This is a genomic window from Humibacillus sp. DSM 29435, from assembly GCF_001758225.1.
In the GTDB taxonomy this organism is placed as follows: Bacteria; Actinomycetota; Actinomycetes; order Actinomycetales; family Dermatophilaceae; genus DSM-29435.
The window spans coordinates 19,038-34,016 of record NZ_MAST01000014.1; the positions used below are offsets into that span (position 1 = coordinate 19,038).

13 protein-coding genes and 1 tRNA gene are annotated in these 14,979 nt (G+C 70.3%); 10 read left to right on the forward strand and 4 right to left on the reverse strand.

What is annotated here, in order from left to right; translation table 11 throughout:
- The first annotated feature begins 18 nt into the window (after positions 1-18).
- Positions 19-723 (forward strand): bifunctional 2-polyprenyl-6-hydroxyphenol methylase/3-demethylubiquinol 3-O-methyltransferase UbiG, encoded by a 705-nt coding sequence (locus BA895_RS11505; RefSeq protein ID WP_070192050.1) that lies wholly within the window; start codon positions 19-21, stop codon positions 721-723.
- Here BA895_RS11505 and BA895_RS11510 read toward each other — a convergent pair.
- A complete protein-coding gene (locus BA895_RS11510) occupies positions 655-1,734 on the reverse strand; it encodes a glycosyltransferase family 2 protein (protein WP_083283252.1) in 1,080 nt (359 codons plus the stop codon). The genes BA895_RS11505 and BA895_RS11510 overlap by 69 nt on opposite strands.
- A 45-nt stretch (positions 1,735-1,779) precedes the next feature.
- On the opposite strand from BA895_RS11510, the gene BA895_RS11515 reads away from it, so the two are divergent.
- Together BA895_RS11515 and BA895_RS11520 are read left to right on the forward strand one after the other, a co-directional pair.
- Positions 1,780-2,082 carry a hypothetical protein gene (locus BA895_RS11515; protein WP_070192051.1) on the forward strand — a complete coding sequence of 101 codons (303 nt, stop codon included), beginning with the start codon at positions 1,780-1,782 and terminating at the stop codon, positions 2,080-2,082.
- On the forward strand, positions 2,079-3,659 hold the full coding sequence (locus tag BA895_RS11520) for a serine/threonine-protein kinase (RefSeq protein ID WP_083283253.1): 1,581 nt from the start codon (positions 2,079-2,081) through the stop codon (positions 3,657-3,659). The genes BA895_RS11515 and BA895_RS11520 overlap by 4 nt, the downstream gene beginning before the upstream one ends.
- Here the strand turns inward: BA895_RS11520 and BA895_RS11525 are convergent.
- Positions 3,641-5,740, reverse strand: a complete 2,100-nt coding sequence (locus BA895_RS11525; protein WP_175442301.1) for a VWA domain-containing protein — start codon at positions 5,738-5,740, stop codon at positions 3,641-3,643. The two genes, BA895_RS11520 and BA895_RS11525, sit on opposite strands and share 19 nt — an antisense overlap.
- A 106-nt stretch (positions 5,741-5,846) precedes the next feature.
- Here BA895_RS11525 and BA895_RS11530 point away from each other — a divergent pair, with 106 nt between their 5' ends.
- The 7 genes from BA895_RS11530 to BA895_RS11560 all read left to right on the forward strand — a co-directional run bounded on the left by BA895_RS11530 (position 5,847) and on the right by BA895_RS11560 (position 10,556).
- Positions 5,847-6,353: a helix-turn-helix domain-containing protein gene (locus BA895_RS11530; RefSeq protein WP_070192054.1), complete on the forward strand. Its 507-nt coding sequence runs from the start codon at positions 5,847-5,849 to the stop codon at positions 6,351-6,353.
- A gap of 52 nt (positions 6,354-6,405) precedes the next feature.
- On the forward strand, positions 6,406-6,636 hold the full coding sequence (locus BA895_RS11535) for a hypothetical protein (RefSeq protein ID WP_070192055.1): 231 nt from the start codon (positions 6,406-6,408) through the stop codon (positions 6,634-6,636).
- Between the two features lie 17 nt (positions 6,637-6,653).
- Positions 6,654-7,349 carry a nicotinate-nucleotide adenylyltransferase gene (gene nadD, locus BA895_RS11540; RefSeq protein WP_254666440.1) on the forward strand — a complete coding sequence of 232 codons (696 nt, stop codon included), beginning with the start codon at positions 6,654-6,656 and terminating at the stop codon, positions 7,347-7,349.
- Positions 7,346-7,798 (forward strand): ribosome silencing factor, encoded by a 453-nt coding sequence (rsfS, locus tag BA895_RS11545; protein ID WP_070192056.1) that lies wholly within the window; start codon positions 7,346-7,348, stop codon positions 7,796-7,798. The genes nadD and rsfS overlap by 4 nt, the downstream gene beginning before the upstream one ends.
- Positions 7,795-8,496 (forward strand): histidine phosphatase family protein, encoded by a 702-nt coding sequence (locus BA895_RS11550; RefSeq protein WP_254666437.1) that lies wholly within the window; start codon positions 7,795-7,797, stop codon positions 8,494-8,496. Before rsfS ends, BA895_RS11550 begins: the two co-directional genes overlap by 4 nt.
- A 111-nt stretch (positions 8,497-8,607) precedes the next feature.
- Positions 8,608-8,680, forward strand: a tRNA-Ala gene (locus BA895_RS11555).
- 244 nt (positions 8,681-8,924) lie between these two features.
- Positions 8,925-10,556 carry an HNH endonuclease signature motif containing protein gene (locus tag BA895_RS11560; protein ID WP_070192058.1) on the forward strand — a complete coding sequence of 544 codons (1,632 nt, stop codon included), beginning with the start codon at positions 8,925-8,927 and terminating at the stop codon, positions 10,554-10,556.
- Positions 10,557-10,647: 91 nt separating this feature from the next.
- Here the strand turns inward: BA895_RS11560 and BA895_RS11565 are convergent, their stop codons facing one another.
- Entirely contained in the window at positions 10,648-12,618 is a 1,971-nt protein-coding gene (locus tag BA895_RS11565) for a caspase family protein (protein ID WP_070192059.1), read from the reverse strand.
- Positions 12,619-12,630: 12 nt separating this feature from the next.
- Positions 12,631-14,910: a CHAT domain-containing protein gene (locus BA895_RS11570; RefSeq protein ID WP_070192060.1), complete on the reverse strand. Its 2,280-nt coding sequence runs from the start codon at positions 14,908-14,910 to the stop codon at positions 12,631-12,633.
- Positions 14,911-14,979: the final 69 nt, after the last annotated feature.

The window sequence follows — 14,979 nt, forward strand, 5'->3', positions numbered from 1 at the left end:
ATGGCATGATTGCCGATCATGGAAGGCACTGAGGTACGCAAGCTGGCCCAGCTCGAGGACCAGCACTGGTGGTACCGGGAGCGCCGGCATCTGCTCGCGAAGCAGATCGAGGGACTGTCGCCGGGAACGGCTCTCGACATCGGGGCGGCCGGCGGCGGCAACACGCGCGTGCTGCGTGACCACGGATGGAGCGCCGTGGCCCTGGAGTACGGAGCCCCGGGCGCCGAGGTGGCCCATGAACGGGGGCTGGCGACGGTTCGCGCCGACGCGACCCGGCTGCCCTTCGGCGACCACAGCCTCGACCTTGTGGTGGCCTTCGACCTGCTGGAGCACCTCCATGACGACGACGTGGCCGTCAGCGAGGTGCTGCGGGTGCTCAAGCCGAGCGGCCACTACCTGATCGCTGTGCCGGCCGACCCCAGGTTGTGGTCAGACCACGACGAGGCCGTCGACCACGTGCGTCGCTACACCCGACCCGAGCTGGTGGGCCTGCTCGAGAGCGGCGGCTTCGACGTGGTCGAGGTGAAGTCGTGGAACGTGCTGCTGCGCCCGGTGGTGGCTCTGCGCCGTAAGTCCAGCTCGGGATCAGACCTCGACAAGGTGCATCCCGTCGTGAACCTCGGGCTGCGCACCATCATCACCGCCGAACGCTACCTACCCGTGCAGAACCTGCCGGGCGTCAGCCTGCTCGTTCGGGCCAAGCCCACCGCGCGTCGCGGCTGACTGCTCGGCGTCGGCCCGCTGACGGTCGGCCCGCTGCCGGTCGGGAGGCTCGTCGGGCAGGTACTCGTCGGGCAGGTACTCGTCGGGCAGGGAGTCGTAGGCGATGAAGTAGGCCGGCCGACCCTGCAGGTGCGTGTACATCCGCCCGATGTACTCACCGAGGATGCCCACGCACAGCAGCTGGATCGCCCCGAAACCCGACACGATGGCCACGGTGGAGGTCCAGCCGGCCACCGTGTGGCCGCTGACCTGCGCGATCAGGGTGTAGGCGACGAGCAGCACCGCGATGACGGCGCCACCGAAGCCGGCGAAGGTAGCGACCCGCAGCGGCGCCGTCGAGAAACCGGTCAGCGCGTCGATCGAGAGCGTGATCATCTTCAGCAGCGGGTACTTCGAAGAGCCGGCCGCGCGTTCGTCGCGACGGTACTCGACCGCCTCGGAGGGGAAGCCCAGAGCGGGAACGATGAAACGCAGCACGCGATTGTGGTCGGGCAGTGAGTTGACCGCGTCGACGGTGGCGCGCGACATCAGCCGGAAGTCACCGGCATCCGCATGGGCCGAGGTCGCGGAGATCGCACCGATCACCCGGTAGAAGGCCCGGGCGGAAGTGCGTTTGAACACGGTGTCGCTCGACCGGTCGGCCCGCACGCCGTAGACGACGTCGACCCCGTGGTCGCGAGCGGCGGTGAGCATCTGCGGAATCACCTCGGGCGGGTCCTGCAGGTCGGCGTCGAGCGTGACGACGTAGGCGCCACGTGCGGCGACGAGGCCCGCCGACATGGCGGCCTGATGCCCGGCGTTGGCCCGCAGTCGGAGCACCCGCAGAGCGGGCCAGTCTCGGTGGTGGCGCTGCAGCAGCGCCGGCGTGAGGTCGGTGCTGCCGTCGTCGACGGCGACGACCTCGTAGGTGACCCCGAGCCCGTCGAGCAGCGGCCGCAGCCGTTCGACGAGCAGTGGGAGCACCTCCTGCTCGTTGTACATCGGTATCACGACCGACAGCTCGAGAACCATGCCCCCAGCGTACGGCCGCCGACGTCGAGGCACTGTCGTGCGGCTGTGTCTGTGCTGTGGCTCGTGGTGGGCCTCGAGCCGGTTCTCGAGCCGGGTCTCGGGGCGCCGGGCCGGATGCGGCCGGGCTCGGGAGCGTGCAAGGGTGTCCCGCCCCGTCGACCATGCCCCGCCTTCGTCGACGACGAGGACGAGTTCGAGGCGCACCGGGCCCTGCTCGGCTACCCGCCCGAGGTCGGCTCGCTCGCCGAGCGGACGGCGCGGGAGGTGCTCGACGCCGTCGGAGCAGGGGAGCAGCCCTTCGCAACGGTCGGTTTCGCGAGGCTGCGGCAGGTAGCCTCCGAGCCATGAGCGGCGTGGGGAGGGTCGGGATGAGCGGGTTCGTGGGTGGGGCCGGCGGCGGCAGCGACATCGTTGCCGGTCGGTACGCCCTCGTCGACCCGATCGCCTCGGGGGGCACCGGCACGGTATGGCGCGCCTACGACCACGAGCGCGGTCAGTGGTGCGCGGCGAAGGTGATGCGGCAACGGCACGCCGGTGAGCTGCTCCGGTTCGCTCGCGAACAGTCGGTGCGCCTGCAACACCCGCACATCGCGAGCCCTTACGCGTGGGCGGCCGACGACGGCACCGTGCTCATCGCGAGCGAGCTCGTCGACGGCGGCTCGCTGCACACGCTCATCGGTGACTACGGTCCGCTCGACGAACCGACGGTGGTGGTGTTGCTCGAACAGGTGCTCTCGGCGCTCGCCGCGATGCATGAGGCGGGGCTGGTGCATCGTGACGTCAAGCCGGGCAACATCCTGCTCCGCGCCACGGGGGAGGGCCCGGTGCACTGCATGCTCACCGACTTCGGGCTGACGATCGGCGCTGACGAACCGCGCCTCACCCAGACCGGCATGGTCATCGGCACCCCGGGCTATCTCCCGCCCGAGGTGATGCTCGGTACCGCCAGACCGCATCCCAGCCACGACGTCTACGCCGTCGGTCGGCTGGCCCTGACTATGGCCCTCGGCCTCGAGCCGCGCACCACGAGCTGGCCGGCGCCCGGCCAGGAGCCCCTCGGCCCGAACGGCCACGTCGACGAGGAACGGCTCGAACGGCTCGTCGACCCCCAGCTGCAGGCCGCTGTACGGCTCATGACCGAGGCCGAGCCGGCGCGGCGACCTGTCGACGCACGGGCCGCGATGCGACTGCTGGCCGGCATCCCACGTTCCTCGTCGCCGCGAACGGTCGACGGCGACCCGGTGACCGTGTTCGACCAGCTGCCCCGTGCGCCGATCGACTCGCTCCGCGTCGACGGTGCCGTCTCGGCGACCTCGGCGACCTCGGCGCGGGCGCCCAGCGAGCCGGCGGCTCCGGTGAGCAGGTCGGCGAGGTCAGACGACGAGCAACCGGGAGTCGGGCCCGTTGCGCCTGACCCCGGGAAGGATGCCGGGCGGCAGGCGGTGCCTGACGCCGAGGAGACCGTCGGCGAGACCGATGGCGAGACCGACGGCGAGACTGATGGCGAGACCACCGTGATGCGTGTGCGGCCGACAGCGGTCCAGCCGGGGTACGGTCCTGAGCGCCCCGAAACGAGCGTCCCTCCGACGACAGCCGCGGTGTCGTCGGAGGCGCCGCTGGACCTCGATGACACAACGGCTCCGCAGGCGGCGCCGCGACCCTCGGGTCGGCAGCGCCCCCGGCGGAGCCTGGTCGCTCTGGTGGCGGCCGTCTCGGTCGTGGGGGCCGGCACGGCCGTTGCCGCCGCGAGCGGGTGGGGCCCGTTCGACGACGCGAACGGCTCGACGAGCCCCACCGGCCCAGTGGTGCAGCCCAGCGCCCAGGGCGACGCGTGCGGGTGGCAGCAGCAGGGTGACGTACTCGACACCGCCGACGGCCGGCTGACGTGCCGCGTCGTCGACGGCGCCTACGTCTGGGGTCCCTGAGGTGACTGAGGTGACTGGTCTTGGGCTGAGTCGGATGACGAGCGGCGCGACCTGGCCTGCATGACGACCACGGCCAGCCCGGCGCCGCCGAGCCCGGCGACGAGCAGGAGCACGATGGTGAGCACGCTGGGCCCACCCCCTTCGCCGGTGGTCTGTGAGGTGGCGACGGTCTCGGTGTCGTCGGTCGAGGTGGACGACGTCGGCCCCGAGGTGGCCGGCGTGTTCGTGGGGGTGGCGGAGGCCGACGGCGTCGACGTGAGGTCGGCGGCATCCGCTGCCCCATAGCGAGGTCCGGCCTCCGGAGTGCCGCTCACGACGGCCGTGATGCGGTAGCGCGTCGAGGCCTGCTTCGGGGCGAAGTCGGCGCTGAGGCGCAGGTAGTAGCCGCCGTCGAGCTGGTAGTTGCCAGAAGAGGTGCCGGGCCGCGTGCGGTTGGTGTAGCGCACCGGGACGTTGCTCGAACCAGTGAACGGTTCCGTGTCGCGAGCCGCGAACCAGGGCTGACTGCTCGAACTGCCCGTCGTGTCGGCCTCCTGCCGCATCGGGTTGTAGAAGTTCGTCCGCACGTACACCGGCGAGGAGCTCGACGCCGTGGCCGTGTCGACCTCGTCGACCGTGTAGCTGAAGCGCTGGCCCCACTGGAGGGGGATTCGGAAGAACTGGTCTTCGCCGCTCTTGATCGTGCCGGTGTAGGTCAGGCCGCTCTTCAGCGCCGCCGCGTCGTTGAAGCTCGACCCCGCCGTGATAGCGGTCTCCGGCCCGAAGTTGGGTTGCGGCAGGCCCGGCTCAGGCTTGGTGAAAGCGGGCGCGATGCCCGAGGTGTCGGCCGGCGGTTCGATGCGCACCACGATCTCCATCGGGAGGGCCTGCTGCTGCCAGGCCGTGCCGCGACGCTCGATCTCGATAATGCCCAGCCCATCGCTCGGGCACCGGTCTGAGAGCCCGCGCCGGCCCAGGTCGACGGTCAGCACCGCGGTCGTCGGTGAGTGTCGCTCGCTCGTGAGCGGTGTGTTCGCAGAGGTGTTGTTGCAGTCGTAGTTGTCGCGAGCGCGCAGGGTGATCTTGACCCCGGAGAACGACACTCCCGTGGCCGCGGTCTTCGGCGGGCCGACGAGAGTGGCCGAGACGTAGAGCGTGGAGCTCTTCTGCAGGGGGACCGTGTAGTACTTCGTGGTGCCGGTGGTGTTGTCGCTGGCCCCTCCCTTGGCGTAGGTGTCGAGGTACTGGCCCGGGGCCAGCAGGGGGGCTTGTTCGGAGAGCTGGTCGGCGCCGGTGATCTTGGTGCCCCTGACGCTGTAGCCGGTGATGGCCTGGTCAACCTTGGTCTCGAGGGTCTTGGTGAGGGCGGTCGCGTCGGCGGCGTCGCTGTAGGTGCCGCCGGTCGAGGTGGCGACGCAGGAGAGCTGGGCGCGGGCTGCGGCGTCGACCTTGAACCCTACGGTGTGCACGGTGAGGTCGACGCCTTGTTTCTTCAGGTCCTTGGCGACATCGCAGGGGGCTGGGGGAGCGCAGGTGTCCTCGCCGTCGGAGACGAGCACGATCGAGCGGGGGCCTTCCTTCGGCAGGGCCTGCGCGGCGGCGCGGAGGGCGTTGCCGATGGGGGTGTAGCCGGAGGCCTTGACGCCGGCGACGGCGGAGGTGATAGCGGCCCGGTCGAGCGGGGCGACCGGTACCAGGGTGCGGATGTCCTGGCAGCCCTTGGCCTTGTCGGAGGCGCCGGAGCCGGTGGTGGCGCCGTAGACGCTGAGCCCGACACTGGTGCCCGCGGGCAGCGAGGTGACGAGCGATGTGACGGCCTTCTTGGCGGCGTCGATGCGCGGGCCGGGCGCGTCGGTCTCGTTCATCGAGCCGGACGCATCGAGCACGACCATGACCGGCACGCTCGCTGTGGTCGGTGAGACGACGGGCGAGAGAACAGGTGATGCTGCAGTCGAGGCCACCGGCGAGAGGATGGGTGCTGCGGAGGCCGGCGAGGCCGTTGCGATACCGGCGAGGGCCAGCGCGACCAGCCCGGCGGCGTGCTGCAACCGGCTCGATCGACCTCGAGACGTCGACCGCGAGGTGGCGAGGTGTGGTGCCACGGGGAACCCCCTGATAGTTTGCATGTGCAATGGACGAGGCAAACATTTGCATATGCAATCGAAAAGCGCAAGCGTCCGCCGGTGCGCTGGAGACAGGAGATCACAGGTGAGTGCGGATGTTCCGGCGAATCCCGGACCTGGCAACGAGCAGCAGCGGGCGCTCTACGGCGAGAGCTGGGCCGATCGGTTGGGCCGCTTGATGGCGGCCTACCGCCTGTCGCAGGCCCGCCTGGCCGGCGTGATCGGGTTGAGTGCACCGATGCTGAGTCAGCTGATCACCGGCCACCGGGTCAAGATCACCAACCCGGCCGTCTTCGGGCGCATCGTGCGCCTCGAGGAGCTGACGACCGATCCCCGCGTGTCAGGCGCAGACCCGGCATCCATCGCAGCGGTGCTCGATGAGGTGGCGACCTCGAGCCCGGTGCTGACGACGATGACGGCCAGGGTCACCGGCGCCCACCAGCAGCCGGCAGCTCCCCAGCACCTCGAGGGCGATCTCAGCCGTCACCTGGCCACCCTCGCCGAGCCCGCCCAGCTCGCGGCTGCGGCTGCGGCCGCCGAGGCTGCCGGTGCCAGCGCCCTGGCCGACGTACTGCGCAGGGCGGCCGGCTGACATCCGTCGACCTTGGTGTGCTGTTCTCACGAGTGGGCGCTAGGCTGAGCGCATGTCAGACCGAGTGCAGAGCGTCCTGAGCCTCGTCTCCGAGGAGGCGGCCAGAGAGCTGCCGATGCCGGTGATCGCCTATTTCCTGATCACCTTCGCACTCTTCCTGCTGCTGCTCGGCGTCACCTGGAGCTTCCGCAACACCGCCTACAAGGTGCAGTCGCCCCGGCCCGCGCCCGAGCAGCAGGGCGCCCCGGGCAGCGCCGTCTCGTCTGACGGGTCGCAGCACTGAGCATGCGCCTCGGCGTCATGGGTGGCACGTTCGACCCGATCCACCACGGGCACCTCGTGGCCGCCAGTGAGGTTCAGGCGCTCTTCGACCTCGACGAGGTCGTCTTTGTTCCGACCGGGGAGCCCTGGCAGAAGGCCGACGAACGTGTATCGCCGGCCGAGCACCGCTACCTGATGACGGTGATCGCCACGGCCAGCAACCCACGGTTCACGGTGAGCCGGGTCGACATCGACCGGCCCGGGCCGACCTACACGATCGACACCCTGCGCGACATCTCGGCCGAGCGTCCCGGCGACGAGCTGTTCTTCATCACGGGCGCCGACGCTCTGGCCGAGATCCTGTCGTGGAAGGACGCCGACCACATCTGGGACCTCGCCCACTTCGTGGGGGTGACCCGACCCGGGCACGTGCTGTCTGACAAGGGGCTGCCCGAGCACCGCGTGACACTGCAAGAGGTGCCGGCCATGGCAATCAGCTCGACCGGATGCCGTGAGCGCGTGGCTGACGGCGAGCCCGTCTGGTATCTCGTGCCCGACGGCGTCGTGCAGTACATCAACAAGTACGGGCTCTACACGAGCCACCAGACCCTGCCGGTCGCCGGGGCCCGGTCGTTGACCCCACCCCTCAACCAGGTGGCGGGATCGCCGGCCGAACATCCGGCTACCGAGCTGACAGAACACACCAAGGCACTCTTGCCGCAAGGAGATTCGTGACCGCAACAGAACGTTCGCTTCAGCTCGCCAAGGTGGCGGCCGTGGCCGCCGAGGAGAAGATCGCCTCGAAGGTCATGGCCATCGACGTCAGCGACCAGATGCCGCTCACCGACGTGTTCGTGCTCGCCTCGGCGGCATCCGAGCGCCAGGTCGGTTCCATCGTCGACGAGGTCGAGGACCGCCTGCGTGAGCTGGGGTGCAAACCGATCCGTCGTGAGGGCCAGCGTGAGGGTCGCTGGGTGCTGATCGACTTCGGCGACATCATCGTGCACGTCCAGCACGAGGAGGAGCGCGAGTACTATGCGCTCGAGCGGCTCTGGAAGGACTGCCCGGAGGTCGACCTCGACGCGGTCGACCTGCTGCCTCGGCCGGTGGCAGAAGGCCGACCTGACGCAGAGGACGCTGACGACGCCGAGGGTGCTGAGGACTCCGAGGTCAGCCAGGCGTGAGCCCCCCGGCGGCACGCGCAGCGGTAGGCCCTGCGCCAGGCGCGGCGCCAGGCGCGGCGGCATCCCCGCGACGCATCGTGGTGATGCGGCACGCCGAGACGGTCGACAACGCAGCCAGGGTCTGGCAGGGCCACAAGGACTCCGAGCTCTCCGATGTGGGTCGTGAACAGGTTGCTGCGGCCGCACCGCACCTGGCGGCCTACCGCCCCGTGCTGCTCGTCTCGAGCGACCTCCAGCGGGCGGCGGCCACCGCCGACGCCATCGCCGGCCTCACCGGTCTCGAGCTGCGCCTCGACGCGCGGCTCCGGGAGGTGCACGTCGGTCAGTGGCAGGGCCTGCGGGTCGAGGAGGTGCGCGAACGCTTCCCCGACGACATCGCGGCGCTCGAGCGGGGTGACGACGTGCCCAGGGGCGTCACGGGCGAGACCCGGGCTCAGGTGGCCGCACGGGCGGGCGCCGCGATCCGAGAGGTCGAGCGAGAGCTTCTCCCCGGCGAGACGGCCGTCATCGTCGCGCACGGGGTATCGGGCAGCCTGGCCGCGACCGAGCTGGTGGGCCTCGACCGTGATGTGGCCGATGCCGTGTTGCGCGGCGTCGACAACTGCCACTGGATCGACCTCGTCGAGACGGGCAAGAGCTACTCGGAAGCATCGCGCTGGCGCATCGCCGGCTGGAACCTCGGGCCCTGGAGGGCCTGACACCACCGGCTCGTACCGACGGCATCCGGATCCGATTTGGGCCCGGACCCGGTCATTGGCTACAGTGACGCAGTCGCCTCAGCGAGCATCATGTCGAGGTGGCACCCGTACGGGGCTGTGGCGCAGCTGGTAGCGCACCTGCATGGCATGCAGGGGGTCAGGGGTTCGAGTCCCCTCAGCTCCACCCAACAGGATTTCACCGAGCCTTGCGTGTGACGACGCCGGTTCAGGCCCGATGAGGGCCCGGCAGTCTCTACCTCGGGTGTTCGTGAGTTGCCCGCTGTGCCCTCGAGCGCCCACCCTCAGTCGAGTGGCCACTTTCGTACAGTCGAGTGGCCACTTTCGTACAGTCGAGTGGCCAGTTCGGTTGTGGACAAGCCGATTCCGCGCGCGGGGGAGTGTCGGTGGTGGCCTCTAGGGTTTGAGTCATGAACACGAATGGTTCGCTTCTCGAGAGGCTCCGGCAGCAGCTGGCCGACCTCGAGTCGACCCAGCGCCGAAACGGAGGAACCGCGACAGCCGGGTTCTGGTCGACCCCCATCCCGGATGCCGCAGAGGCGGCTGCATCGGATGCCGCTGAGCCCGCACCTGGTTCCGCCGACGCGACCTCGCCGGGTGCTGCCTCGTCGGGTTCGGCCGGTGAGGATGTGCCGGTACGGGAGTTCCCGGCGCCGTTGACGGTCCATTGGGCGAACTGGTCAAACGTGTCCGGCGCGTACGCGTCGGGGTTCGCGTTCGCGGCCGCGAGCCTGGACCGTCCCCAGATGGAACCGACCCGGATGACCGAGACCGACCTGCTCGAGTCGGTGACCCAGCTCGGCGCCGTGCAACACCACCGCGAGGTGAACCTTGTACGTTTGGTGACTCAGCTCGAAGCCCGCGGCGGCGCCTCCCCGGGTGGCCTGTCCCGGGTCGACTGGCTGCGCACGGTCGACCCCACCCTGACCGCCAGCGCAGCTAAAGCGGTCGTGACGTGTGGGGCCGCGTTCAACGAGCCTCGCTGGGCCCAGCTACGCGAGGCCGTGACCGGTGGAACCGCCGGCGACACCGCCGCCGCGGGACAGCAGACTCAGTCCGGGCGGGTCACGGTGGGTAAGGCCGCGCAGGTCATCGACTTCCACACCCGCCTCAAGCCCGTGGCTGACCCGTACGACCTCGAGCAGGCCGTCACCCACCTGACCGAGCAGGCACCCGGGTTGCGGTGGGAACAGCTCGCCAGGCTCGCCCGGGAGCTGTCTGACCAGGTCCGCCCCCCGAAGGATGCTGAGGAGCACGACCAGAAACGTCGCGACGGCCGCGGGTTGTGGTTCACCGGCCCGAACGCGGCCGGGATGGTCGGACTGTCCGGCACCCTCGACCCCGAAGGCGCCGCGACCCTCAAAGCCGCGATTGACCCCCTGTCCGCGCCGCGCCCCCTGACCGACAGTGACGGGGTGCGGATCGAGGACGACCCCCGACCGGCGCACCAGCGCCGGATGGACGCCCTGCTCGACCTCGTCGCCCGCGGTGTCACGGCGCCCGGTGAGGCACCGAGCACGGACAAGGCCAAGATCGTGGTCACCATCAACTTCGAGGCCCTACGCGAATACGTAGCCTCCGGCTGCCCACCCGACTGGGCCACCAGCAAGCCGAACCCTGGGCGTGGGGGCGGGTCGTGTCTGAGTGGTGACGTGCTCAGCGCGGCCATCGTGCGCCGGCTGGCGTGCGACGCGACGATCATCCCCGTCGTGCTCGGCTCCGACTCCCAACCCCTCGACGTCGGTCGGGAAGAGCGGCTCGTCACCCGCGCCCTGCGCACCGCGCTCTGGCTCCGCGACGGCGGCTGCTCGTTCCCGGGGTGCTCCACCCCCGCGCAGTGGACCGACGCGCACCACGTCAAACACTGGATCGACGGCGGAACCACCTGCCTGGACAACCTCGCCCTGTTGTGCCGGCGACACCACGGGTACGTCCACGAGAAGCATCTCACCGCGACCATCACCACCACCGGCGTCACGTGGCACACCTGGCAACACTGGCGCACCACCTTCGCCACCGGGCCCCCCGACCCTGGCCCGTGACCGATCGGTCGCCCAGCCGGCCCATCACCGGCTTTGCTCGACCGTCCCCGTCCGCTCAGTGGGTGACTGAGGCCGTCGCGTGTGCACGATCTCAGGCCCGGGGCCGGGTGGTGTGCACGAAGGCATCGTCGGTGCGCCAGTCGGCGCCGGTCGTCGGCGAGACCTGCGGGCCGAGCCGACGGGTGACCGGCTCGACGCGGCCTACGATCTCGGCGCCTGCTGCCCACGGCAGACTCCAGCCGCCGGTCGCCGGCTGGCCCATCGACCGGGTGGTCACCGGGCATTCCGCCGCAGGCGTCAGGGTGAGCTCGAGCTCGTCCTGTTCGAGCGATCGTGGGTCGAACTCGATCGTGCTGGTGACGAGCTTGAGCTGGTCGGTGAGGGTGACGGTGCCCGCGTTCCAGAGGGCGTCGGAGACCTGACCGGTCAGCGCGATCGTCATCGACTGGCCCGCCTCGAGAGCGACCGACCCGGACGGCACGGCATCCGTGAAGATGCCGTAGGTCTCGGTCAGGTCGATGAGAGCCGCCCAAAGAGGTGTCTCGGTCGTGTTCTGCAACGTCACGTTGAACGGTGGCGCCACCCCGTCGGCGTAGGAGATCGAGAGCGTGCCGTCGTCGGCGAGGTGACCTGACGGGCTCGTCAGGCTCAACGCGACGGCACCGGTGGTCAGGTGCGTGACCGGGTTGCGCACGGCCGCGAGGCGCAGCCAGCGCGCGACGTGCTCAAGAGCGGCCACCGTGCGTTCGGCGCGCCCGTCACCAGCGACCACAGGCACCAGTGGCCGAGTGACCCCGGGCCGGGTGATGACGAACCCCTCCTCGATGGCCTCCACCGTCAGATCGGCATCCGGCGCATCGGCCACCAACGTGAGCAGGGTGGAGTCGACGGCCCGCGCTGCCTCACGGAGCAGGGCCGTGTCGGCGTCAACGCCGCGTACCGCAACCTGTAACGGCTTCAAGGGAATTCCGGTCACGACGGCCCGATAGATCGACCCCTCGTCAAGCGGTGCGGAGAGGGTGACGAGCGACCGGTCGGGCAGCACGGAGGTCACGGTCGCGGTCGCGAGCGGCGCGCCTGACGTCTTCGCGGTGAGCGGGTAGACGGCCAGCTCGGTGGAGTCGTCACCGATCGGCTCGGGCACCCCGTGGACCGCGCCGTAGTCGATGCTCCAGCCGTCGGGCAGGCGGCTCAGCGTGAGCTGACGGGGAGTGGCCGGGATCGCACCCCCGAGAAAGGGTCGGTCGAGCTCGGTGGCATCCGCCGACTCGAGCTGAGGGTGCTGCTGCCCGGCTCGGCGCAGCACACCGGCCGTGACCGCGCGCAGCATCTCGCGGTAGGTGATCGAGCCCTCACCGTCACGCAGGGTCGCCTCGAGGGCGGCCGAGAGGGCTCCGCGGTGCACCCCGAGAACCGTGATCTCCTTGGCCAGCTCGTCGGCTCGGCAGGCGGCGAGCAGCACGTGCCGGCCGGCGGCTGCATCGCTGTCGGCCGAGAGCGATCGCGTGGCGCCGAACGTGCCGACGGTGCTGCCCTCGAGAAAGGTGCTCACGGGGCGCGGTCGTTCGTCTTCGGGCGCCACCCGTGACGTCTCGTCGAGGTCACGCGTGCCGGTTCCGGAGTGACAGCAGTCGAGCACCACGAGCAGGTGGCAGCCGGATGCCGCCACCCCCGCCACGAGCGACGCGAGCTCTTTGTCGGCGAGGTCCCAGCTGCCCGGTAGCCGGCTGTCGACGCAGACGATCGTCTCGTTGAGGTGGTCGGGTTCACCACCCCAGAGCTCGGGTGGGCACGCCTGTTGCGAACCGTGACCGCTGTAGTAGAAGACGGCGACGTCATCGGCGGTGGCCTGGCCCAGGTGGGTGCGGAAGCCGTCGGTGACCGCAGCACGGGTCGCCTGAGCGTCGGTCAGCACCACGGCGGAGACCACCGGCTCACCCACCCGCGCCCGCAGCATCGTCTCCATCGCGGTGACGTCGCCCACGCAGCCCCGCAGGGTGGGCACGGGGGCCGGGTAGGCGTCGATGCCGACGAGCAGTGCGTAGAGGTGAGGGCTGCCCATCGCGGATGCCGTTCAGCTCGCCGAGTCACCGAGCACGAGACGCTGCCAGGTGGCCGGGAAGCCCTGGTTCACTCCGGTGCGCCCGGGGTTGCTGCTGACCATCGTGCGCAGTCGCCAGGCACCGGTGGGGCTTGCGTCGCTCACGTTGAGGTTGGTCGCCACCACCGTGCCCCGCTGCGGCGCCTCGGTGAGGCCGAGCGCGCTCCATGGAATCCTCGCCTCCAGCTCATACCCTGTGGCGGTGATGGCCCTGACCACGGTGACGTCGGTGCGGCGGCCGCCGACCGGGAAAGTGCCTTTCGCGGCGGGGTTGGCCGAAGCCTCCGCACCGGAGGAGGTGAGACCGATCATCAGGTGCACGTCCTGGCCCGTGCGAGGCCGTGCCGCCGACGAGAGCCCACGGTTGTCAGGGCCGAACTCGAACGACACCCCGTCGCCGCGCCACCACTGGTCGGGGCGGGCTGCGTCAACGGCGCGAAGGCTCGCGTCGGTGACACGGACGTGCACGAAGAGCGCATCAGAGTTCCACTGGCCCTGCCAGGTGCCGTGGAAGGGCCTGGTCGGAGCCGGTCCGGCCACCGGCTTCGCGCTGGAGATGCTGGCACCGACGCCGCTCCAGTCGGCGAAGTCGCCGTCGATGGTCGGCTCGCTCGTGGCGCAACCGAAGGTGAACGACGCCTGCGTGGCGCTCGGCGGCTTCTCTGCGAGTCCACAGCGCACCATGACGCCCAGCCCGTTGCCCCACCACCAGGAGCCGCCGCCCCACAGCAGAGCGAGCACGAGCAACCCTGCGAGCGGGCGAGCCCAGGAGCGTCGGCGGCGGGTCGAGCGACCGGGGGCACGTGCTGCCGCGAGTGGCCTCGGCAGGCTTTCGCCGGCGGGCCCGGGGGCAGCATCCGGCACGGGGGCAGCATCCGGCACGGGGGCAGCATCCGGTGTGGGTGTGGGTGTGGGTGTGGGCGCGCGGCCGGCTGCGGGTGTCGGCGCCGGCGTGGAGTGCTCACCCAGGGCGTCGGGACGGACCCGCTCGATCAACGCGGTGACGTCCTGGTAGTCGGGCTTCTCGGCGGCAAGCTGCTCGAGCATCGGCAGCGCTGTCTCGGGGGCATGAGCGCTCAGGGCTCCCTGCGCGGCGTCGTAGAGAGACTCCCAGCGGGTCTCTCGGCCCGGCTCGGCGATATCGGAGACGGTCGGGAAGGTGAACGGCTGGTCGGAGCCCGAGCGCAGCAGCACCGCAGTGCCCCATTCGGAGGCGCCGTCGGAGAGGGCCATCGCCTTTCGCACCTCGCAGATCGCGGCGTCGATGCCGAGACCACGCGTGAGGTACCAGTAGAACTCGTGGCTGAAGACGAGCGCGGCCCGGTCGGAGATCTCCGTCTGCATGGCGACAACAGCGGGCAGGCCCTGGCGCACCAGGCTCTGCCCGACACCCGAGAAGGCGTTGTTGCTCGAGGTGCGGGCGCCTTCACACGCGTTGAGCACGGCGAGCTGCATCCCCTGGGCGTCGTGCAACAGGGTGCCCAGCCTGTCCCCACTGACGCGGTCGACGGTGCCTTGCGTGGTCTCGAGGGCGAGCACGCCCTCTTGGGCCTTGTCGTCGAACCCGCCGTGACCGATGAAGTGGAAGACGTTGTACTCGTCGATGAGCGCCTTCTGCAACGCGCCGAGCGTCGCCGGTCCCTCCATCACGACGAGATCGAGCAGCCCGGCCTTGGCGAGGTCTCCGGTCGTGGCGACGAGCAGCTGGCGCTCCCGTTCGACGGCGAGCGCCGGTAGGTCACTGGGGCTCGAGATCATCACGAGCACCTTGAGCGGCAGCTGCACCGCCAGTTCCGACAGCGGTTCGACGGAGTCCAGCACGCGCACGACGGGGGTTTCTCGCGACAGGGTGAGAAAGCGGTCGAGCTGCGTGTCGTACAGGTACTCCCACGGCACCGAGTCGAGCTCGGGCACGGCATCGAGTCGTAGTCGCACTCGTAGGGCGTTGCCCTGGGCGTTGGCGGCCGCGAGGCTGCTGCGCAGGCTCGCGCCGACCGACCCGGAGAACAAGGCGTCCCCGAGGCGTCGGCCATACTCCTTGACGTCGGCGACGCGGGCCACGGCGGGAACGAGGCGACGTGAGGTGACCCGGGGTGGTCCGACGGCGATCATGAACTGGGCCAGGTCGGCCGCCGCGAACGGCAGGGTGAACGGCGCCGACGCCAGATCGGCCGGGGCACACAGCACCTGCGCGGTGTACCCGTGGGCGCCGGGCACGATGGCGACGTCGAAGTCGAGATATTCACGACCCATGGCAAAGCCCCCTTTCGGGCATCGCACTGCACCCGAGACTAGGGATCAGAGCGCGCAATAGCACGCGAA